We start from the raw sequence: 19,507 nt of genomic DNA, 5'->3' as shown, positions 1-19,507 counted from the left end.
CGCGCGTGAGTTACGCCACCGCCCCCCGCACGCACGCGAGGGGCGCACCCGGCGTCCCGGGTGCGCCCCTCGTCGCAGGACGGGCGTCAGGCCTCGCGGCCGCGGTCGGTGCGCTCCCGCAGCTCGCGCTCGGCGCGCTCCTTCGCCTCCGGGGAGCCCTCGCGGCCCCGGGAGGCCCGCTGGGACGCCTCGTCCTTGGCGTTGCCCGTGGCCCGCTTGGCGCGCTCGGCGAGCTCCTGCGCCTTGTCCTGGAACTGGTCCTTGATGCCCATGAAGTTCACTCCTAGAGGGGTGCGAGGGGTACGGGGCGGCTTGCCCCCTGGGCCTCGACCAGCCTTGCACGAGCGAACATTCCACGCATTTCGATCAGTTGCCGGAGGTGCGGAGCACGGTCACGCGCGCTCCGTGCGGGCCTGCTCGTCCGCCGCGCCGCCCGCGCCCACCAGGCCCTTGGAGACCGTGGAGAGGCGGGGCCCGAAGCGGGCCACCTCGCGCTTGCCCACGGTGGCGATGAGGCCGGGCAGGTAACCGCGGACCGACTGCATCCCGCGCAGCCACCACTGCGCGTACACGTGGGCGGAGCGGCGCTCGACGCCCTCGACGATCCGGTCGACGGCGGGGCCGAGCGGGTAGGTGCGGTTCGCCGGCCAGGGAAGCCTCTGGCGCAGCTCCTTCATGACGTCGTCCTGGTCGGCACCGCGGACCATGTCGGTGTCGGTCCAGGAGAGGTAGCCGACGCCGACCTTCACGCCCTTGTGGGCGACCTCGGCGCGCAGGCTGTGCGCGAAGGCCTCGACGCCGGACTTGGAGGCGCAGTAGGCGGTCATCATCGGGGCCGGGGTGATCGCGGCGAGCGAGGCGATCTGGAGGAAGTACCCCCGGGACTCCATGAGGACCGGCAGGAAGGCGCGGCCGGTGACCGCGCCGCCGATCAGGTTGACCTCGATGACCCGGCGCCAGGCGGCGGGGTCGGAGTCGACGAAGGGGCCGCCCGCGGCGACGCCCGCGTTGGCGACGACGACGTCGACCTTGCCGAAGCGCTCCTTGACCTCGGCTGCGACCCGGGCCATCGCCTCGTGGTCGGTGACGTCGGCCTCCCACCAGTCGGCCTCGGTGTGCAGGCGGCCGGCGACCTCCTTGAGGAGTTCGGGCTCCAGGCCGACGAGCGCGATCCGCGCGCCGCGCGCGGAGAGCTTGCGGGCGAGGAGCTCGCCGACGCCCCGGGCGCCGCCGGTGACGACCGCGACCTGTCCTTCCAGGCTCATCCTGCTCATGCCCCTGCCTCCTTGACTCCGAGATACGTGAGCGTCAGTTCGCGGATCTGCGCGGTGACGGCCTCCGGGGCCTCGACCGGCGTCATGTGGCCCATGCCGGCCAGTTCGGTCAGGCCGGTGCAGTGCGGCAGCGCCTCGGCCAGGCCCCGGGCGTGGACCGGCGGGGTGAGCCGGTCGGCGGTGCCGACGAGGACCGCGGCCGGCACCCTGAGCTCCCGGACGTTCGCCTCCAGGTCCAGTCCGGCGAGCACCTGCGACCAGCCGTGGCGGGACGGGCGCGGGCAGGCGTGCACGATCCGGGCGCAGGCCTCGACCCGGTCGGGCGCCGCACCGGGACCCATCGTCGCGTACTTGAGGATGCGCTTCGAGAGGCCGTTGACCGGGCCCAGCGGGGCCTTCGAGCCGAGGACGGCGCCGGTCAGCCGGGTCCGCAGCCCGCCGGGGCCGAGCGGTACCACGGTGGCCTCGGAGGTGAGCCGGGACGGGCCGGTCGAGCAGAGCAGGACGGCGGCGGCGTGCCGGACGAAGCCGGGGCGGCCGGCCGCGGCCATGATCGTCATGCCGCCCATGGAGTGGCCGGCGACGACGGCCCGCTCGCCGGGCCCGAGGGCGGCGGCGAGCACCGCCTCCAGGTCGTCGGCGAGGGCGGTGGTCGAGTAGCCGCCGGACGCGGGGACCGGGGAGCGGCCGTGGCCGCGCTGGTCGTAGGCGACGACCCGGTGGTCGGCGGCGAGGGCCCGTATCTGCTCGGCCCAGAAGCCGGTGGAGCAGGTCCAGCCGTGGGCCAGGACGACGGCGGGCGCGCCCTCGGGGCCGTACACCTCGGCGTGCAGCTCGGCGCCGTCGGCGGAGCGGACGGTGAGGGAGCGGGGCTCGGGGAGGCGGATCACTGGGCGGCCTCCTTCGCGCGGGCGGCGCGGCGGGCGGCCGGCTCGGGGGTGGCCTTCACCGGCCGGGGGGCGCGGACGACCTCGTACTCGGAGAGGTCGACCTGCCGGGTCTCGCGGCGGAACTCGCCGGTGGTGCCGGGCCAGAGGGTGGTGTTGCGGCCGTTGGCGTCGAGGTACCAGCTGTCGCAGCCGCCGGACTTCCAGACGGTCCGCTCCATGCGGTTCTGGACCTTGCGGTTCCAGGCGTGGACGGCGGAGGGGCGGGCGGCGAGCGCGGAGCGGCCTCCGAGGACGTCCAGCTGGCGCAGGTAGTCGGCCATGTAGTTCAGCTGGGACTCGATCATGAGGATCATGGAGGAGTTCCCGAGGCCGGTGTTGGGCCCGATGATCGTCATCCAGTTGGGGAAGCCGTCGACGGTGGCACCGCGCAGCGACTGCACGCCGTCCTTCCAGTGCTCCGAGAGCGCGCGTCCGTCGGTGCCGAAGACGCGGTCCGCGATCGGCATGTCGGTGACGTGGAAGCCGGTGCCGAAGACGATCGCGTCGACCTCGGTCTCGGTGCCGTCGGAACCGACGACCACGTTGCCGCGGACCTCCTTGAGCCCGCCGGCGACGACGTCGACGTTGGGCCGGGCGAGGGCCGGGTAGTACGCGTTGGAGAGCAGGATCCGCTTGCAGCCGATGCGGTAGTCGGGGGTCAGCTTGGCCCGCAGCACCGGGTCCTTGACGGACTTGGCGATGTTGGCCTTGGCCAGCTTCTCGACCAGGCCGAGCTCGCCGGGGTGCTTGGTGAAGGCGCCGACCTGGAGCTCGCGGATGCCCCAGAGGATGCCGCGGCGCAGGGTCGCGGTGACCGGCAGCTTCCGGTGCAGCCAGCGCTCGGGGCCGCTGATGGCGCGGTCCATGCGGGGCATGACCCAGGGGGCGGTGCGCTGGAAGAGGGTCAGCTTCGCGACCTCGGGCTGGATCGCGGGCACGATCTGGATGGCGGAGGCACCGGTGCCGACCATGGCGACGCGCTTGCCGCGCAGGTCGTAGTCGTGGTCCCAGCGGGCCGAGTGGAAGACCTTGCCGGTGAAGCCGTCGAGTCCCGGGACGGCCGGGATCTTCGGGTCGGAGAGCGGCCCGGTGGCGGAGACGACGACGTCGGCGGTGAAGGAGCCGGAGCCGGTCTCGATGTGCCAGCGCAGCTCGTCGGCGTTCCACTCCATCCGCTGCACCTCGTGGCCGAGCCGCAGGTGCGGCCGGAGGCCGAAGGTGTCGGTGACGTGCTCCAGGTAGGCACGGATGTGCCGCTGCCCGGAGAAGGTGCGCGGCCAGTCCGGGTTGGGCGCGAAGGAGAAGGAGTACAGGTGGGAGGGCACGTCGCAGGCGCACCCGGGGTAGCTGTTGTCCCGCCAGGTGCCGCCCACCGAGTCGGCCCGCTCCAGGACGACGAAGTCGGTGATCCCCTCGCGGCGCAGCCGGACGGCGGCCCCGAGTCCTCCGAACCCCGATCCGATCACCGCCACCCGAACGTGCTCGTGCTTCGCCATGCCGCCTCCCGTGCGCCCGGCCAAGATTCCGCCAGCAATCACTGGCACAGTCGGGACTGTAGAGCAGCTCCATACCGAGCGGTAGGGGTCGCGCAAGGGAAAGTTACCGGCGGTACAACATAGGCTGGCGGGCGTGGCGGAACGATCAGGAGAACAGGCGATGCCCGCGCGGGCCCCGGAGGCCGCGCACGAGTACCGCATGGCCGAGCTGGCCGACGCGGCCGGGATCACCGTGCGGACCCTGCGCTTCTACCGGGAGCGCGGGCTGATCCCGCCGCCCCGGCGCGAGGGCCGGATCGCCTGGTACGACGAGCGGCACCTGGCCCGGCTGCGGACGATCGCGGCGCTCCTGGAGCGGGGCCACACGCTGACCGGCATCGCCGACCTCACCACCGCCTTCGAGTCGGGGCGGGACGTCGGGGAGGTCCTGGAGCTGGGCCCGCCGACCGAGGAGGAGCCGGTCCGGCTCACCCCCGAGGAGCTGGCCGACCACTTCGCCGGGGAGGTCACGCCGGAGAACCTCGCCGCCGCGCTCGACCTCGGCTACCTCGCCACCGACGGCGAGGACATCGTCCACGTCAGCCGCCGGCTGCTCGACGTCTCCGCCGCCCTGGTCCGCGAGGGCGTGCCGCTCGCCGAGGTCCTCAAGGCCGGCGCCCGCGTCCGCGAGCACGCGGAGGCGCTCGCCGCCCTCTTCGCCGAGGTGCTGGCCCCGCACGTCACGGACGGCGACTTCCAGCGGCTGCGGCCGCTCGCCAAGAGCGTGGTCGAGGCCGAACTGTCACTCGCCCTCGACCGGCTCCTCCGGGGCACGGGCGGCTGACCGGGGCCGGGCGGCCCGGAGCGCGGCGCGGGCCGTCCGGCGGGGTGCCCGCTAGAGCCGGTACGCCGCGGTGACGGGAGCGTGGTCGCTCCAGCGCTCGGCGTGGGTGGCCGCCCGCTCCACGTACGCCTTGACCGCCTTCGCGGCCAGCCCCGGCGTGGCCATCTGGTAGTCGATCCGCCAGCCGGTGTCGTTGTCGAAGGCCCGGCCCCGGTAGGACCACCAGGAGTAGGGGCCCTCCTGGTCGGGGTGGAGGGCCCGCACCACGTCGACGTACCCGCCGTCGGCCTCCTCCAGGACCCGGGTGAGCCACTCCCGCTCCTCGGGGAGGAAGCCGGCGCTCTTACGGTTGGCCTTCCAGTTCTTCAGGTCGGCCTCGCGGTGGGCGATGTTCCAGTCGCCGCAGACGACGACCTCGCGCCCGTCGGCGGCGGCACGGACCCGCAGCTCCTTGAGGTAGGGCAGGAACTCGCCCATGAAGCGGTACTTCTCGTCCTGCTTCTCGGTCTCGGCCTCGCCGGACGGCAGGTAGAGGCTGGCGACGGTGACGCCGGGCAGGTCGGCCTCGACGTAGCGGCCGGAGCCGTCGAACTCGCTCGACCCGAAGCCGACGCGGACGGCGTCGGGCTCCCGGCGCAGGTAGAGGGAGACACCGGCGCGGCCCTTGGCCGCGGCCGGGGCGTGGACGGTGAACCAGCCCTCGGGGGCCCGTACCTCCTCGGGCAGCTGCGCCTCCTCGGCGCGTACCTCCTGGAGGCAGACGGCGTCGGCGGGCGTCTGCGCCAGCCACGCGACGAAGCCCTTCTTGGCGGCGGCGCGGAGGCCGTTGACGTTCGCGGTCGTGACAGTGAACATCCCGGGAGAATACCGACACCCGCCACTCGCATACACGTACGATGTCGGGCATGCGCATCCAGCCGACGCCGTACGACCACCCCGACGCCGTGAAACTGCAGGACGAGGTGCAGGCCGAGTACGTCGTCCGCTACGGCGACGACGAGGGCGACGCCACACCGCTCGACCCCTCGATGTTCGTCCCGCCGCTCGGCCTCTACCTCCTCGCCTACGACGGTCTGGAGCGCCCGGTCGCCAGCGGGGCCTGGCGCCGCCAGGACGAGAACGAGGAGGGGTACGCGGACGGGGACGCCGAGCTGAAGCGCATGTACGTGATACCCGAGGCGCGCGGCCTGGGCCTGGCCCGCCGCCTCCTCGCCCTCCTGGAGGAGGACGCCCGCGCCGCCGGCCGGACCCGGATGGTCCTGGAGACCGGCACCGCCCAGCCCGAGGCCATCGCCCTCTACGCCTCCAGCGGCTACGAGCCCTGCGCCAAGTTCGGCCACTACCGGCACCACGAGGCCAGCCGCTGCTTCGCCAAGCCGCTGGTCTGACCACCGGTCCCCTCCGCCTGGGCACCCCCCGACATCCCCCCTCTTGGCAATTTCTTGCCAAGAGATTGCCGAGGCTGGCAACATCGGTCGGGCACCTTCGTGGCCGGGCACGCACCCGGCCGGCCGCGAGCCGCCGCGCCGAGGGGACGGACCATGGCCACCGACGTCCGGGCCGACCGCGCCCCCGCGCAGGCCGCCGCACCGCCCGGACTGCGCCGACCCACCGCACTGCTCTTCGCGACCGCGGGCGCCCTGACGGTCGCCAACGTCTACTTCCCCCAGCCGCTCCTGGACGCCATCGCGGCCGGTCTCGGGGTCTCCGACACCGCCGCCGGCCTGGTCGCCACCGCGGCCCAGACCGGCTACGCCCTCGGCATCGCCCTCGTCGTCCCGCTCGCCGACACCGCGCGGCTGCGCCGGCTCACCACCTGGCTGCTGGCCCTCACCACCACCGGCCTGCTCGTCGCCGCGGCCGCCCCGGACCTGCTCACCCTCACCCTGGCCACGGCCGCGCTCTCCACGACCACCGTGCTGCCCCAGGTGCTCATGCCCACCGCCGCCTCCCTGGCGGGGCCCGCGCACGGCGGCCGGGCCGTCGGCCTGATCGGGATCGGACTCACCCTCGGCTCGACGCTCTCGCGCACCCTCTCCGGCACGGTGGCCGCCCTCGGCGACGACTGGCGCGCCGCCTACCTGGTCGCGGCCGCCCTCACCGGCGCCCTGATCCCCGTCGTGCCCCGGGCCCTGCCCGAGCGGTCCCCCGGCGGCGGGGCGAGGCTGCCGTACGGACGGCTGATCGCCTCCCTGCCCGCCCTGCTCCGCACCCACCCCGAGCTGCGGCTCTCGGCCTTCCTGGGAGCGACGGTCTTCGGCGCCTTCAGCGCCTTCTGGGCGACCCTCGCCTTCCACCTGGCCGCACCGCCCTTCGCCCTCGGCCCGGCCGGAGCCGGGCTCTTCGGCCTGCTGACCCTGCCGGCCGCGCTGCTCTCCTACCGGGCGGGCCGGCTCAGCGACCGGCGCGGCCCCCGGTACGTCAACCTGACGGCGCTGGGCTGCTGCGCCCTGGCCTTCGCGGTCATGGGCCCCTGCGGCGACTCGCCCGCCGCCCTGGTCATCGGCGCCAACCTGCTCGTCCACGGCGGGGCCTGCTCCCAGGTCGCCAACCAGGTGCGGATCTTCCGGCTGCCGGGCGAGGCCCGGGCGCGCCTCAACACCGTCTTCATGCTGGCGAGCTTCTGCGGCGGCGCGCTGGGCTCCCTCGGCGGCACCGCCCTGTACGCCCGGCACGGCTGGGCGGGCCTGGTCCTGGGGTGCCTCGCCCTGCTCGCCCTGGCCGGCGCCGGCCTGTTCCGCGGCCGCCGGCTCGGCTGACGCGGCCCCGGGGGGTCAGGACCGGCCGCCGCCCGCCCCGCCCGGCCGCTCCGCGAGGAGGCGCCAGAGGTCGGCGGCCAGGTCGAGGTGGCCCGACGCCCGGGCCTCCTCGGCCAGGGCGCGCAGCCGGTCGAGCCCGGCCCGCTCCTCGCCCTCGGCGATCAGCAGCCGGCCGTCCAGGACGCCGAGCCGGGCCCGGTCGCGGTAGGCCGCCGGCAGGGCCGCTCCGCGCAGCCGGTCGAGCAGGGTCCGCGCCTCGGCGAACCGGCCGTCCCGGAAGGCGAGTTCGGCCCGGATGAGGGCCACCTCGCGTTCGAGGGCGGGGATGCCGAGGAAGGCGAGGCCGCTCTCGGCCTGCTCCAGGTACCGCTCGGCGGCGGCCGGCTCGGGCGGCGACTTCTCCGCGTGGAGCCGGGCGGCGGCGACCCGCAGCCGCGTCCACAGGTCGAGGTCGCCCGTGCCGGGGAAACCGGCGAGGGCCTCGCCGAGGAGGGCCTGGGCCGCGTCGGGCTCGCCCTGGCGGACCCGTACCGCCGCCCCGGTCCACAGGGCCTCCGCCCACAGCGCGTCCCCGCGTCCCGCGGTCAGCGCGGTCAACTCGTCGGCGTGGGCGCGGGCCTCGGCGAGGCGGCCCGCCTCGGTCTCCACGGAGACCAGGGCGAGCAGGGCGGCGGCCACGTCCGGCACGGCCAGACCGTGCTCGCGGGCGAGCCGGTGGGCGGCGGCGGCCGCGTCGACGGCCCGGCCGAGCTCGCCGCCCGCGCGCAGGCAGCGGGCGAGCCGGGCGAGGCCCCGGACCCGCAGGGCGGGCTGGCCGAGCCGCTCGCCGAGCGCGACGAGCTCCTCCAGGCGGGCCCGCTCGCGCTCCTGGCGGTGGTGGCGGCGGTGCCAGCCGGCCACCAGCCAGAGGGCCTGCCAGCGCAGCGGCGGGTCCTGGTCGGAGCCGGAGCCGTCGGCCAGGGCGCGCTCCAGCGCCTCCAGGGTCTCGTCGGACTCCAGGGAGGCGGCGATGGCGACGGCCTGGCTCAGCGAGTCCTCGGCGGCCTCCGTGTCGAAGACGGAGAGGTCGGCGCCGAGTTGCGCGGCGAGGTGCTCCACGGCGCGCGGGGTGGGCCTGCGGGCCCCGGACTCCAGCCGGGAGAGGTAGCCGGTGGACATGCCCTCCCCGGCCAGCGCGGCCTGCGACAGGCCCCGCTCGGTGCGCAGCCGCTTGAGCCGGCGCCCGAAGAACGGCTGCTCCAGCACGTGATCAACCCCAGGCGTCGGGCGGGCGGAAGGATGTCATGGGGCCTCAACGACGAAGATCCCGCCCGATCTCTCGATCGGACGGGATCCCGTCATCCGCTGGTGGACCTGAGGGGATTCGAACCCCTGACCCCCTCGATGCGAACGAGGTGCGCTACCGGACTGCGCCACAGGCCCCTGCGACGTGTGAAACATTAGCACCTCGGTCGGCGAGAAGAAAAATCGCTTACGCCGCAGGTCAGACGAGGAGCCGTCACGCCGCCGTCATTCGTTGGCGGCGCGGGGCCGGTCCTCGTCCGCGTACTGGTCGAAGAGCGGGGTCCGGCCCTGGTCGCGGCCGCGGCGCGGCGGGGCCGGGCGGCGGCGCGGGGCCGGCGCGGGGGCCGGCTGCTGCTCGGCGGCGGTGGAGGAGCGGGCCGCGCTCCAGGTCTCCGGGTCGGTGACGTCCACGCCGTTGGAGGCGCGCGGGGCGACCGGCGCGGTCACGTACGTCGGCAGCGGCACCGGCACCGGGTCCCAGCTGTCGCCGCGGGCCGGACCGCGCTCGCGCTGCTGGTCCACCCACTCCGCGTGGTCGGTCTGCTCGACCAGCGCGCGCCGGTCGGCCTCCTGCGGGGAGACCACCGGCGCGGGCGTCGGCTCCGGCTCGGGGGTCGGCGCGGCGGCCCGGCGGCTCTCGCGGAGCCGGGCGGCGGCCGCCTCGGCGCGGCGCCGGTCCATCACGTAGACGAAGCGGCGGCGCTCCTGTCCGCGCAGGTGGACGATGTAGGCGCTGAGCAGCACGGCGGGCACGGCGGGCGCCCAGAGGAAGGCGACGCCGCCGACGGCGGCGACCACGGCCCCGAGGGTGAAGGCGGAGAAGAGCACGATGGTGGTCCGCCGGCGGCGGGCCAGCGCCTTGCCGCGGCGGGCCCGTTCGGCGGCGCCGGCGGCCGGCCGGGCCGCCGCGGGGGCCGGTTCCGGCTCGCGCCCGGGCCTGCGGTCCGGTTCGGGCTCCGGGAGCGCGGGGAGTTCGAGGCGCGCCTCGGTCCTGTCCGGAGGCGCGGAGAAGGCCCGGACGTCGACCGAGCTCCATTGCTCGGTCGCCGCGTCCGGGTCCACGTCGGTCGCCGCCTCCAGGGCCGTACGGTCCCGCTCGCGAAGCTCCTTGGCGTAACGGCGCTCCATGCCCGCCCGTCCGGAAAGGAGCCGGATGGCGGTGCTGAAGCGTTCCGTCGGACGGGCCTCGTTCAGCTCGTCCTGCCTGCGGAGCCACATCGGCACCAGGTAGGCGGCCCAGGCCCCGACGATGACTGCGTAGATGAGGCCGCTGCTGCTCACGCCTCACACGGTAGAGGGGTTCGAGACGGGGCATCGGCCAATTGGCCCGGTGTGTCGCACGATCTGGCTGATATCACTGAACTTTTTTGTGATTGTTCAGATCGATCGGTGTTCATATGCCACTGGAATTCGAACAGTTATATGAATTACCGAGAGGTTGACCTCCCGTTAAGCGGCGTCCCGGCGCCGGGTGCGGTGCCAGCGGGCGAGCAGCCCCTCCGGAATCTCCTCCGCCGTCAGCGCGAAGACCAGGTGGTCCCGCCAGGCCCCGTCGATGTGCAGATAGCGCGGCCGCAGCCCCTCCTCGCGGAAGCCGAGCTTCTCCACCACCCGGCGCGAAGGGCCGTTCTCCGGACGGATGCAGACCTCCATGCGGTGGAGCCCCACCGCGCGGAAGCAGTGGTCGGTGGCGAGCGCGACCGCCGTCGGCATCACCCCGCGCCCGGCGACCTCGCCGTCCACCCAGTACCCCACGTGCCCCGAGCACATCGAGCCCCAGGTGATCCCGGCCACCGTCAACTGCCCGGCCATCCGGCCCCGGTACTCGATGACGAACGGCAGCATCCGGCCCGCGTTCGCCTCCGCGCGCAGGTGGCGCACCATCTGACGGTACGTGGGGCGCTGCACCGGCGGCATGCCCGGCGCGGGCGGCGGCACCGTCGCCTCCCAGGGGCGCAGCCACTCGCGGTTGCGGCGGTTCAGCTCCCGCCAGTCCCGCTGGTCGCGCATCCTTATCGGGCGGAGCAGCACGTCCCCGTCGACGAGGACGGCCGGCCAGGCCGTCGTCATGACGCCGGGCCCGCTTCCGCCGGTCTCGGGTGGTCGCCGCCGCGGATCTGGTCCACGGCGTGCCGCAGCAGCGGCTCCAGGACGGCGAGCCCGTCCCGCACCCCGCCGGGCGAACCCGGCAGGTTCACGATCAGCGTGCCGCCCGCGACCCCGGCGAGCCCGCGCGAGAGCGCCGCCGTCGGCACCTTCTCCCGGCCGTACGCCCGGATCGCCTCCGGGATGCCGGGGATCGGCCGCTCCAGGACCCGGGCGGTGGCCTCGGGCGTCTCGTCGGTCGGCGAGATCCCGGTGCCCCCGGTCGTGAGGATCACGTCGTACCCGGCCGCGATCCCGGCCCGCAGGGCCTCCTCGACGGGCGCCCCGTCCGGGACGACCCGCGGGCCGTCGACGGCGAAGCCCATCCCGCGCAGGGCCTCGGCGATCAGCGGACCGCCCTTGTCCTCGTAGACCCCGGCGGAGGCCCGGTTGGAGGCGGTGACGACGAGCGCCGCGTAGGGCGTGCGCAGGGCGGCCCCGGAGGGCTCCTCCGCCGCGTGGCCGTGCCCGTGGTCGTGCGCGCCCGCCGCCCGGCCGTCGCGCGTCACGCGTCGTCCCGGGTCCAGTGGCCCGACTTGCCGCCGGTCTTCTCCTCCACCCGCACGTCGGAGATGACCGCGCCCTTGTCGACCGCCTTGATCATGTCCACGACGGTCAGCGCGGCCACCGAGACGGCGGTCAGCGCCTCCATCTCGACGCCCGTGCGGTCGGTGGTCCGCACGGTCGCCAGGATCTCCACGGCGTCGTCCGCCACGGTGAGGTCCAGGGTCACGCCGGAGACGGCCAGCGGGTGGCAGAGCGGGATGAGGTCCGGGGTCCTCTTGGCCCCCATGATCCCGGCGATCCGCGCGGTCGCCAGGGCGTCGCCCTTCGGCACGCCCTCCCCGCGCAGCAGCTCGATCACGCGCGGCGAGACGAGCACCCGTCCGCTGGCGCGTGCCGTGCGGGACGTGACGTCCTTCGCCGATACGTCGACCATGCGGGCGGCGCCCGCCTCGTCGATGTGGGTGAGACCTTGCTGCGTGCTCATGGCCGTGACACTCCCGGTCGCTGTGTGGGACGACACCGTACCCCCACCTGCGCCTCCTCAGCCGAGAAGGACCACGTCCAGCTCCTCGCCCGGGTCGGCCGCGGTGCGCTCCTCCGGGACCACGAGCAGCGCGTCCGCGTGGGCGAGGGCGGCGATCAGATGGGATCCGGCGCCGCCCACCGGGGTGACGGTGCCGGACTCGGCGTCGTACGTCCCCCGGAGGTACTGGCGGCGGCCGGGCGGCGAGGAGAGCGGCGCGTCGGCCTTCAGGGTGGCGCGGACCACCGGGCGGTGCAGGTCCTCCAGGCCCATCAGGGCGCGGATCGCCGGCCGGACGAAGAGCTCGAAGGAGACGTACGAGGAGACCGGGTTGCCCGGCAGGGCGAGGAGCGGGATCTGCTCGGCGCCGATCGCGCCGAAGCCCTGCGGCTTGCCCGGCTGCATGGCCAGCTTGCGGAAGTCGACCTGCCCGTCGGCGGCCAGGGTCTCCTTCACCACGTCGTAGGCGCCGACGCTGACGCCGCCCGTGGTGACGAGGAGGTCGGCCCGGATCAGCTGGTCCTCGATGGTGGAGCGGAGCGACTCGGCGTCGTCGGCGACCGCGCCGACCCGGTAGGCGAGCGCGCCCGCGTCCCGGGCGGCGGCGGCCAGCGCGAAGCTGTTGGAGTCGTGGATCTGCCCGGGGCCCAGCTCCTCGCCGGGCTGGACCAGTTCGCTGCCGGTGGAGAGGACGACCACCCGGGGGCGCGGCCGGACCCTGACCGTGCCCCGGCCGATCGCGGCGAGCAGCCCGAGCTGCGGCGGCCCGAGGACCGTGCCGGCCGCGAGGGCGAGCTCGCCGGCCCGCACGTCGCTGCCGGTCCGGCGGACGTGGGCGCCCGCCTCCGCCGCGCGGTGCACCCGCACCTCGCCGGCGGCGCCCTCCGGGGCGTCGCTCGCGGCCCGCATGCCGGTGGCGGCGCCCTCGCCCGCGCCGCCGTCGGTCCACTCGACCGGCACGACGGCCTCGGCGCCCGGCGGGAGCGGCGCGCCGGTCATGATCCGGGCGGCCTGCCCGGGGCCGACCTCCGGCAGTCCGCCCGCGCCCGCGGCGACGTCGCCGACGACGGTGAGGACGGCCGGGAACTCCCCGGTCGCGCCCGCCACGTCGGCGACCCGGACCGCGTACCCGTCCATGGAGCTGTTGTCGAACGGCGGCAGCGCCACCGGCACCGTCACGTCCTCGACCAGGACGCAGCCCTGCGCGTCGAGCAGCTGGAGCTCGATCGGCTCCAGCGGGCGGACGGTCGCCAGGATGTCGGCCAGGTGCTCGTCGACCGACCACAGGCGCGCCCCGTCCCGCTCCGGTCCCGCGCAGGGGTCGCCGGGGCCGTGGTCGTGACCGTGGTCCTGGGACGGTGCCGTCTCGCTGCTCAAGGTCCTACATCTCCTCGCTGACATATCTCCGGAGCCAGGCCCGGAAGTCCGGTCCCAGATCTTCACGTTCGCACGCGAGTCTGACAATGGCACGCAGATAGTCGCCCCGGTCGCCGGTGTCGTAGCGGCGCCCCTTGAAGACGACGCCGTGCACCGGCCCGCCGAGCTTCTCGTCGCCCGCCAGCTTCTGCAGGGCGTCGGTCAGCTGGATCTCGCCGCCCCGGCCGGGCTCGGTCTCCCGCAGCGTGCCGAAGACGGCCGGGTCGAGCACGTAGCGGCCGATGACGGCGTAGTTGCTGGGCGCCTCGGCCGGTTCCGGCTTCTCCACCAGGTCCGTCACGCGCACCACGTCGCCGTCGATGGTCGGCTCGACCGCCGCGCAGCCGTAGAGGTGGATCTGGGAGGGCTCGACCTCCATCAGCGCGACGACGCTGCCGCCCTCGCGCTCCTGGACCTCGACCATCCGCGACAGGAGGGGGTCGCGCGGATCGATCAGGTCGTCGCCGAGGAGGACGGCGAAGGGCTGGTCGCCGACGTGCGGGGCCGCGCACAGCACCGCGTGCCCGAGGCCGCGGGGGGCGCCCTGGCGCACGTAGTGCATGGTGGCGAGGTCGTTGGACTCCCGGACCTTGGAGAGGCGTTCGTCGTCGCCCTTGCGGGTCAGCGCCTCCTCCAGCTCGTAGTTCCGGTCGAAGTGGTCCTCCAGCGGACGCTTGTTCCGGCCGGTGATCATGAGCACGTCACAGAGCCCGGCCGCGACGGCCTCCTCGACGACGTACTGGATCGCCGGCTTGTCGACGACCGGCAGCATCTCCTTGGGCGTCGCCTTCGTCGCCGGCAGGAAGCGGGTGCCGAGGCCGGCGGCCGGGATGACAGCCTTGCTGATCCGGCCGAGGCGGGGGAACGACTGAGTCATGCGGGCACCTTATCCGCTAGGGAATGAGAGGAAGATGTGGCTCCGATTAACTTTCTCCCTATAAATACGGTTACGAGAGTTTCCTGGGGATCACCTGTGCGGAAAGAGAATCCTGAGTTGTCCGAAAAAGCCCTCCTGCGCCGCCGTCTGCTCGACGCCCGCGCGGCCCTCGCCCCCGACGCCCTGGCGCGGACCGCCGAGGCGCTGGGCGGGCGCGGTCTGGAGCTGCCCGAGCTGGCCGGCGCCGCCACCGTCGCCGCGTACGTGTCGGTCGGGCGCGAGCCCGGCACCCGCGCGCTGCTCGACGCCCTCCACGCGCGCGGGGTGCGGGTCCTGCTGCCGGTGCTGCTGCCCGACAACGACCTGGACTGGGCGGCGTACGAGGGGCGCGGGGCGCTGGCGAAGGCCGGCCGCGGCCTGCTGGAGCCGACCGGCCCGCGGCTCGGCCCGGAGGCGGTGTGCGCGGCGGACGCGGTGCTGCTGCCGGGGCTCGCGGTGGACGCGCGCGGCATGCGGCTGGGCCGGGGCGGCGGTTCGTACGACCGGGTCCTCGCCCGGCTCGCGCGCGCCGGGAAGGACCCGGCCCTGGTGGTGCTCCTCTACGCGGACGAGGTGGTCGCGCGGGTCCCGGAGGAACCGCACGACCACCCCGTGCACGCGGTGGTCACCCCGGACGGGGTGGCCCGTTTCGGCCGTTCCTGATCACGGCCCGGGCGTTGCCCGGCTTCCCCGGTCAGGGCTTGAGCGTCAGCGTGTCCTTCGCCGCCGCGTCGACCGCCGCCTTTCCGTAGGCCCAGTCGTACAGCTCGCCCTTGGACCAGGCGTCCGTCTGGTCCGTGTAGTTGTCGTGGAAGGCGTGGCCGGAGGCGCCGGTCAGGTTGACCCACCGGGACTTGTCCCAGTCGCCGACGTTGACGACCATCCGCATCGACGGCACCCAGATGACCTCGTAGCCGCCGGCCGCGTTCCAGCCGGTGGCGTCGACGGCGGCCTCGCCGCCGCCGAGGTTCCACGGGCCGCGGTTGAGCATCCGCTGCACCGGGCCGGGACCGGCGGTGCCGAGGGTCTGGTTCTTCAGGGTCAGCTGGTGCAGCCGTCCCCAGCTCCAGGTGGAGACGTCCTTGCCGAGCTTGGCGGTCAGCTCCCAGCGGGCGTCCCTCATGGCGCGGGCGAGCAGCTGGTCGCGGGTCTCGGTGGCCGGGTCGGTGCGGGTGGCGGGCGTCTTCCACCACGCGCTCTTCTCCTGCTTGAGGAGCGGGCGGACCACCTCGTACCAGCGGTCGCCGCCGTCCGGCTGGGCCGAGTCGGCGTCGCGCTCGCCGCACTCGCGGACCAGCTTGTTCTGCTCGTCCACCGGGCCGGTGAAGTCGACCGGGCGCACCATGACGCAGTCGCCCTCGGCCCGGACCTCCTTGGGCAGCTTGTCGCCGAAGGAGAGCTTGAGGACGTTGCGCCAGACCGCGTTGAAGTACGCGGCGGCGGCCGAGTCGGGCTCCTGGGTGTAGTCCCAGCCCTCCAGGAGCTTCTGCGCCTCGCGGACGTAGGGGTCGGAGACGTCGATCTTCAGCAGCAGCGGGTTGAGCAGGGTCGCGATCTCGCTGCGGTTGTCGGTCTGCATGGTCCGCATGTCGTCCGGCGAGATCTTGCCGCCGTCCTTGGTCTTCGACTCGATGAGGTCGTTGATCCGCTGGCTGCGGGAGCCGTAGCCCCAGTCCTTCGTGAGCAGGTCGGGGTACTGCTCCGGGGAGATCACGGCCTGGTTGGCGGTGACGATGTAGCCGCGGTCCGGGTTGTACTCGTACGGCAGCCGGTCGAAGGGGATGTACCCCTTCCAGCGGTAGCGGGAGTCCCAGCCCGGGGCGGGCAGGGTGCCGTCACCGGTGGCGCGGCGCGGGATCTTGCCCGGCGACTGGTAGCCGATGTTGCCCTTGGTGTCGGCGTAGACGAGGTTCTGCGAGGGGACCTCGAAGTTCTTCGCGGCGGCCCGGAACTGCTTGAAGTCCTGGGCGCGGTTGAGCGCGAAGATCGCGTCCATCGACTTGCCGGGCTGGAGGGCGGTCCACTGGAGGGAGACGCCGTAGCCGGTGCCGCGGTCGGGGGCGGCGTTGCCGACGGGGGCCTTCTGGCCGACCTTCTCCAGTTCGGAGGAGCGGTCGGAGACGAGCGGACCGCGGTCGGTGGAGCGGACGGTGATGGTGCGGTCGGCGCCGCCGGCGACCTTGATGACCTCTTCACGGGTGTCGAAGGGCTTGACCTTGCCGTCGACCAGGTAGCCCTCGGGGCTGACCTTCTCCAGGTAGAGGTCGGTGACGTCGGCACCGAGGTTGGTGAGGCCCCAGGCGATGGAGTCGTTGTGGCCGATGATCACGCCGGGCATGCCGGAGAAGGTGTAGCCGGCGACGTCGTAGCGGCAGGTCGCCGAGACGGAGCGGCAGTGCAGGCCCATCTGGTACCAGAGGGACGGCAGCATCGGCGCGAGGTGCGGGTCGTTGGCGAGCAGCGGCTTGCCGGAGGTGGTGAGCTCCCCGGAGACGACCCACGAGTTGGAGCCGATGCCGTTGCCGTTCGGGCCGAGCAGCGCGGGGACCTCGTCGAGGACGTCGGAGAGGCCCGAGAGCGCGGCGAGCTGGGCGCTCGCGCCGCCGGAGCCGGAGCCCGTACCGCTGCCGTCCGCGTCCTCGCCGTCCTCCGCGCCGGCCTTCGGGTCGAACTTCTTCGTCACCGGGTCGACCGCGCCGCGGTCGAGGATCGGCTGGTGGAGGTCGTACGGGTACTCCGGGTAGAGCTGCTTCACCTGGGCCGGGGTCAGCCGGCTGGTGAGCAGCGAGCGGTCGATCTCGTCCTGCATGTTGCCGCGCAGGTCCCAGGCCATGGCCTTGAGCCAGGCGACCGAGTCGACCGGGGTCCAGGGCTCGATCGCGTAGTCGTTGGTGAGCGCCAGGGCCGCGTACTCGACGGAGACGTCCTTCGGCGCGCGGTCCTTCAGGTAGGCGTTGACGCCCTCCGCGTACGCCTGGAGGTACTTCTTCGTCTCCGGGGTCAGGACCTTGTCGTACTCCTGCTGCGCGACCTGGCGCCAGCCGAGGGTGCGCAGGAAGGCGTCGGTGTCGACCTGGCCGTCGCCGAACATCTCGGAGAGGCGGCCGGCGGTGAGGTGCCGCCGGACGTCCATCTCGTAGAAGCGGTCCTGCGCCTGGACGTAGCCCTGCGCGCGGAAGAGGTCGGTCTCGTTGTCCGCGTAGATCTGCGGGATGCCGTTGGCGTCCCGCTTCACCTCGACGTCGCCGGAGAGCGCGTCGATCCGGATCTCGCCGGTGGTCTGCGGGAACGAGGCCCGGACGGTGCCCACTCCCCACCAGCCGCCGAAGGCGACGGCCCCGACCAGCGCAAGGACCAGGAGCAGGACGATCAGGCGGGCGCGCCTGCCTTTCTTCTTGGCGGGGGGCGCGGTCGTGTTGGAGGGCATCGCTGTCCTTCGAGGGGCAGGGTGGTCCTGGAGTACGGGAGCAACCTTAGGCGCAGCACCTGGGCGCCCTGGACTCGGTGTCGGGGAGAAACCGCACTGATGACCGCACGGGAGAACGGCGGAGCGCAAAGAAGGCGTCAAGAAAGCGTTAAAGATTAGGTAAGGTAACGAAGTACCTGCGGCTGGAGGAACGATCCGGCGCGTGCGAGGGGAAGGAACGGCGCACTGACTGTCCACGAGCTCAACGAACTCCTGCTGATCAGCTCACTGGTGCTGCTGATCGCGGTCGCCGCCGTCCGGATCTCCTCCCGGAGCGGGCTCCCGAGCCTCCTGCTCTACCTCGGCATCGGCGTCGCCATCGGCCAGGACGGCATCGGCAACGTCGCCTTCGACAACGCCGAGCTCACCCAGGTCATCGGCTACGCGGCGCTCGTCGTCATCCTCGCCGAGGGCGGTCTCGGGACGAAGTGGAAGGAGGTCAAGCCGGCCCTGCCGGCCGCGGTCGTCCTCTCCACCGTCGGCGTCGCCGTCTCCGTCGGCATCACCGCCGCGGGCGCCCACTACCTCGTCGGCCTGGAGTGGCGGCAGGCGCTGATCATCGGCGCGGTCGTCTCCTCCACCGACGCCGCCGCCGTCTTCTCCGTCCTGCGCAAGGTGCCGCTGCCGTCCCGGGTCACCGGCGTCCTGGAGGCCGAGTCCGGCTTCAACGACGCCCCGGTCGTGATCCTCGTCGTCGCCTTCTCCTCCGCGGAACCCGTCGACGACTGGTACGTCCTCGTCGGGAAGATCGCCCTGGAGCTCGCGATCGGCGCCGCCGTCGGCCTCGCGGTCGGCCTCGTCGGCTCGTACGGACTCAAGCACGTCGCCCTGCCCGCCTCCGGCCTCTACCCGATCGCCGTCATGGCCATCGCCGTCGCCGCCTACGCGGCCGGCGCGATCGCCCACGGCTCCGGCTTCCTCGCCGTCTACCTGGCCTCGATGGTCCTCGGCAACGCCAAGCTGCCGCACGCCCCCGCCAACCGCGGCTTCGCCGAGGGACTCGGCTGGATCGCCCAGATCGGCATGTTCGTCCTGCTCGGCCTGCTCGTCACCCCGCACGAGCTCGTCAACGACTTCTGGCCCGCCGTCGTCATCGGCCTCGTCCTCACCATGGTGGCCCGCCCCATGGAGGTCCTGGTCAGCCTGCTGCCCTTCCGGATCCCCTGGCAGGAGCAGGCCCTGATGTCCTGGGCCGGCCTGCGCGGAGCCGTCCCCATCATCCTCGCCACCATCCCGATGGTGGGGCAGATCGAGGGCAGCGAGCGGATCTTCAACATCGTCTTCGTGCTGGTCGTCGTCTACACCCTCGTCCAGGGCCCGACCCTGCCCTACCTGGCGAAGGCGCTGAAGCTCGGCGACTCCTCCGGCGCCGCCGACCTCGGCGTCGAGTCCGCGCCGCTGGAGCGGCTCCGCGGCCACCTGCTCTCCGTCGCCATCCCCGAGGGCTCCCGGATGCACGGCGTCGAGGTCGCCGAGCTGCGGCTGCCCACCGGCGCCGCCGTCACCCTCGTCGTACGGGAGGACGCCAGCTTCGTGCCGGGCCCGGCGACCGTCCTGCGCAAGGGCGACGAACTGCTCGTCGTCGCCACCGACCCGGTGCGCGACGCCACCGAGCGCCGGCTCCGCGCGGTCGGCCAGGGCGGCAAGCTCGCGGGCTGGCTCGGCACCGGGGACGGACGGAAGGCGGTCACCACGACCGCGACCCGCTTCCACCGGCCCGCGTCCGTGACGGGAAAGAACAAGCCGACAGAACGTTAATCGCAGGCATTATTTCGGGGTCGGGAGCGTTCTTCCCTGTGGAATCACAGGCAGGAGAGCGCTCCTCCCTGTACCATGAAGGCACACTTGATCGAACCAACTCTGCCTGACGCAGAGCTGGCGCGACCGTATGGCGGCCGCGGTGCACCCTCCCGCAGTGGGGGCCCTCCCGGTATCTACCGCAGTTCCGCGCAAGAGGACAGCTCTCGGC

The 19,507-nt window shown here is 73.7% G+C and carries 18 protein-coding genes and 1 tRNA gene; 5 read left to right on the top strand and 14 right to left on the bottom strand.

Annotation, left to right across the window (positions count from 1 at the left end; all coding sequences use genetic code 11):
* Positions 1–86 precede the first annotated feature (86 nt).
* From IE287_RS23640 to IE287_RS23625, 4 genes are all read right to left on the bottom strand, one after another.
* A complete protein-coding gene (locus tag IE287_RS23640) occupies positions 87–272 on the bottom strand; it encodes a hypothetical protein (RefSeq protein ID WP_189851174.1) in 186 nt (61 codons plus the stop codon).
* A gap of 120 nt (positions 273–392) precedes the next feature.
* Positions 393–1,274, bottom strand: a complete 882-nt coding sequence (locus IE287_RS23635; RefSeq protein ID WP_189851173.1) for an SDR family oxidoreductase — start codon at positions 1,272–1,274, stop codon at positions 393–395.
* Complete coding sequence (locus tag IE287_RS23630; protein ID WP_189851172.1) at positions 1,271–2,164, bottom strand: alpha/beta fold hydrolase; 894 nt, start codon at positions 2,162–2,164, stop codon at positions 1,271–1,273. The genes IE287_RS23635 and IE287_RS23630 overlap by 4 nt, the downstream gene beginning before the upstream one ends.
* Positions 2,161–3,699, bottom strand: a complete 1,539-nt coding sequence (locus tag IE287_RS23625; protein WP_189851171.1) for a flavin-containing monooxygenase — start codon at positions 3,697–3,699, stop codon at positions 2,161–2,163. The genes IE287_RS23630 and IE287_RS23625 overlap by 4 nt, the downstream gene beginning before the upstream one ends.
* 199 nt (positions 3,700–3,898) lie before the next feature.
* Between IE287_RS23625 and IE287_RS23620 the strand changes: the two genes are divergently transcribed.
* Positions 3,899–4,522, top strand: a complete 624-nt coding sequence (locus tag IE287_RS23620; RefSeq protein ID WP_189851289.1) for a MerR family transcriptional regulator — start codon at positions 3,899–3,901, stop codon at positions 4,520–4,522.
* A 51-nt stretch (positions 4,523–4,573) separates the two neighbouring features.
* Here the strand turns inward: IE287_RS23620 and IE287_RS23615 are convergent, their stop codons facing one another.
* Positions 4,574–5,377, bottom strand: coding sequence for an exodeoxyribonuclease III (locus IE287_RS23615; RefSeq protein WP_189851170.1), 804 nt, complete (start codon positions 5,375–5,377; stop codon positions 4,574–4,576).
* A gap of 50 nt (positions 5,378–5,427) precedes the next feature.
* Here IE287_RS23615 and IE287_RS23610 point away from each other — a divergent pair, with 50 nt between their 5' ends.
* Together IE287_RS23610 and IE287_RS23605 are read left to right on the top strand one after the other, a co-directional pair.
* The gene (locus IE287_RS23610) at positions 5,428–5,910 is read left to right on the top strand and encodes a GNAT family N-acetyltransferase (RefSeq protein WP_189851169.1); all 483 of its coding nucleotides are present in this window, start codon (positions 5,428–5,430) and stop codon (positions 5,908–5,910) included.
* 153 nt (positions 5,911–6,063) lie between these two features.
* The gene (locus IE287_RS23605; protein WP_189851168.1) at positions 6,064–7,281 is read left to right on the top strand and encodes an MFS transporter; all 1,218 of its coding nucleotides are present in this window, start codon (positions 6,064–6,066) and stop codon (positions 7,279–7,281) included.
* Positions 7,282–7,296: 15 nt separating this feature from the next.
* On the opposite strand, the gene IE287_RS23600 is transcribed toward IE287_RS23605, so the two are convergent.
* From IE287_RS23600 to galU, 8 genes are all read right to left on the bottom strand, one after another.
* Positions 7,297–8,526: a helix-turn-helix domain-containing protein gene (locus IE287_RS23600; RefSeq protein ID WP_189851167.1), complete on the bottom strand. Its 1,230-nt coding sequence runs from the start codon at positions 8,524–8,526 to the stop codon at positions 7,297–7,299.
* Between the two features lie 100 nt (positions 8,527–8,626).
* Positions 8,627–8,703 (bottom strand) — tRNA-Ala (locus tag IE287_RS23595).
* 87 nt (positions 8,704–8,790) lie between these two features.
* Entirely contained in the window at positions 8,791–9,846 is a 1,056-nt protein-coding gene (sepX, locus tag IE287_RS23590) for a divisome protein SepX/GlpR (RefSeq protein ID WP_189851166.1), read from the bottom strand.
* A gap of 168 nt (positions 9,847–10,014) precedes the next feature.
* The gene (locus IE287_RS23585; protein ID WP_189851165.1) at positions 10,015–10,635 is read right to left on the bottom strand and encodes a GNAT family N-acetyltransferase; all 621 of its coding nucleotides are present in this window, start codon (positions 10,633–10,635) and stop codon (positions 10,015–10,017) included.
* The gene (locus IE287_RS23580) at positions 10,632–11,219 is read right to left on the bottom strand and encodes a MogA/MoaB family molybdenum cofactor biosynthesis protein (protein ID WP_373307880.1); all 588 of its coding nucleotides are present in this window, start codon (positions 11,217–11,219) and stop codon (positions 10,632–10,634) included. The genes IE287_RS23585 and IE287_RS23580 overlap by 4 nt, the downstream gene beginning before the upstream one ends.
* Positions 11,216–11,701, bottom strand: coding sequence for a cyclic pyranopterin monophosphate synthase MoaC (gene moaC / locus IE287_RS23575; RefSeq protein ID WP_189851164.1), 486 nt, complete (start codon positions 11,699–11,701; stop codon positions 11,216–11,218). The genes IE287_RS23580 and moaC overlap by 4 nt, the downstream gene beginning before the upstream one ends.
* 57 nt (positions 11,702–11,758) lie before the next feature.
* Complete coding sequence (glp, locus tag IE287_RS23570; protein WP_229883676.1) at positions 11,759–13,117, bottom strand: molybdotransferase-like divisome protein Glp; 1,359 nt, start codon at positions 13,115–13,117, stop codon at positions 11,759–11,761.
* A 4-nt stretch (positions 13,118–13,121) separates the two neighbouring features.
* Positions 13,122–14,033 (bottom strand): UTP--glucose-1-phosphate uridylyltransferase GalU, encoded by a 912-nt coding sequence (gene galU / locus IE287_RS23565; protein WP_189851163.1) that lies wholly within the window; start codon positions 14,031–14,033, stop codon positions 13,122–13,124.
* Positions 14,034–14,150: 117 nt separating this feature from the next.
* Between galU and IE287_RS23560 the strand changes: the two genes are divergently transcribed.
* Positions 14,151–14,735, top strand: coding sequence for a 5-formyltetrahydrofolate cyclo-ligase (locus IE287_RS23560; protein ID WP_189851162.1), 585 nt, complete (start codon positions 14,151–14,153; stop codon positions 14,733–14,735).
* Between the two features lie 31 nt (positions 14,736–14,766).
* On the opposite strand, the gene IE287_RS23555 is transcribed toward IE287_RS23560, so the two are convergent.
* On the bottom strand, positions 14,767–17,499 hold the full coding sequence (locus IE287_RS23555; RefSeq protein ID WP_189851161.1) for a penicillin acylase family protein: 2,733 nt from the start codon (positions 17,497–17,499) through the stop codon (positions 14,767–14,769).
* 270 nt (positions 17,500–17,769) lie between these two features.
* On the opposite strand from IE287_RS23555, the gene IE287_RS23550 reads away from it, so the two are divergent.
* Positions 17,770–19,296 (top strand): potassium/proton antiporter, encoded by a 1,527-nt coding sequence (locus IE287_RS23550; protein WP_229883675.1) that lies wholly within the window; start codon positions 17,770–17,772, stop codon positions 19,294–19,296.
* The last annotated feature ends 211 nt before the right edge of the window (positions 19,297–19,507 follow it).

It is taken from the genome of Streptomyces omiyaensis (assembly GCF_014650895.1).
Lineage (GTDB): Bacteria > Actinomycetota > Actinomycetes > Streptomycetales > Streptomycetaceae > Streptomyces > Streptomyces omiyaensis.
The sequence above is the reverse complement of the archived record's forward strand: the minus strand, read 5'-3'. Positions and strand labels throughout refer to the sequence as shown.

Bases quoted from the DNA above. Each gene is read 5' to 3' on its own strand.
- IE287_RS23640 (WP_189851174.1), bottom strand. From the start codon at position 272: ATGGGCATCAAGGACCAGTTCCAGGACAAGGCGCAGGAGCTCGCCGAG.
- moaC (WP_189851164.1), bottom strand. From the start codon at position 11,701: ATGAGCACGCAGCAAGGTCTCACCCACATCGACGAGGCGGGCGCCGCC.
- IE287_RS23620 (WP_189851289.1), top strand. From the start codon at position 3,899: ATGGCCGAGCTGGCCGACGCGGCCGGGATCACCGTGCGGACCCTGCGC.
- IE287_RS23605 (WP_189851168.1), top strand. From the start codon at position 6,064: ATGGCCACCGACGTCCGGGCCGACCGCGCCCCCGCGCAGGCCGCCGCA.
- IE287_RS23585 (WP_189851165.1), bottom strand. From the start codon at position 10,635: ATGACGACGGCCTGGCCGGCCGTCCTCGTCGACGGGGACGTGCTGCTC.
- IE287_RS23625 (WP_189851171.1), bottom strand. From the start codon at position 3,699: ATGGCGAAGCACGAGCACGTTCGGGTGGCGGTGATCGGATCGGGGTTC.
- IE287_RS23555 (WP_189851161.1), bottom strand. From the start codon at position 17,499: ATGCCCTCCAACACGACCGCGCCCCCCGCCAAGAAGAAAGGCAGGCGC.
- IE287_RS23610 (WP_189851169.1), top strand. From the start codon at position 5,428: ATGCGCATCCAGCCGACGCCGTACGACCACCCCGACGCCGTGAAACTG.
- IE287_RS23635 (WP_189851173.1), bottom strand. From the start codon at position 1,274: ATGAGCAGGATGAGCCTGGAAGGACAGGTCGCGGTCGTCACCGGCGGC.
- IE287_RS23615 (WP_189851170.1), bottom strand. From the start codon at position 5,377: ATGTTCACTGTCACGACCGCGAACGTCAACGGCCTCCGCGCCGCCGCC.
- galU (WP_189851163.1), bottom strand. From the start codon at position 14,033: ATGACTCAGTCGTTCCCCCGCCTCGGCCGGATCAGCAAGGCTGTCATC.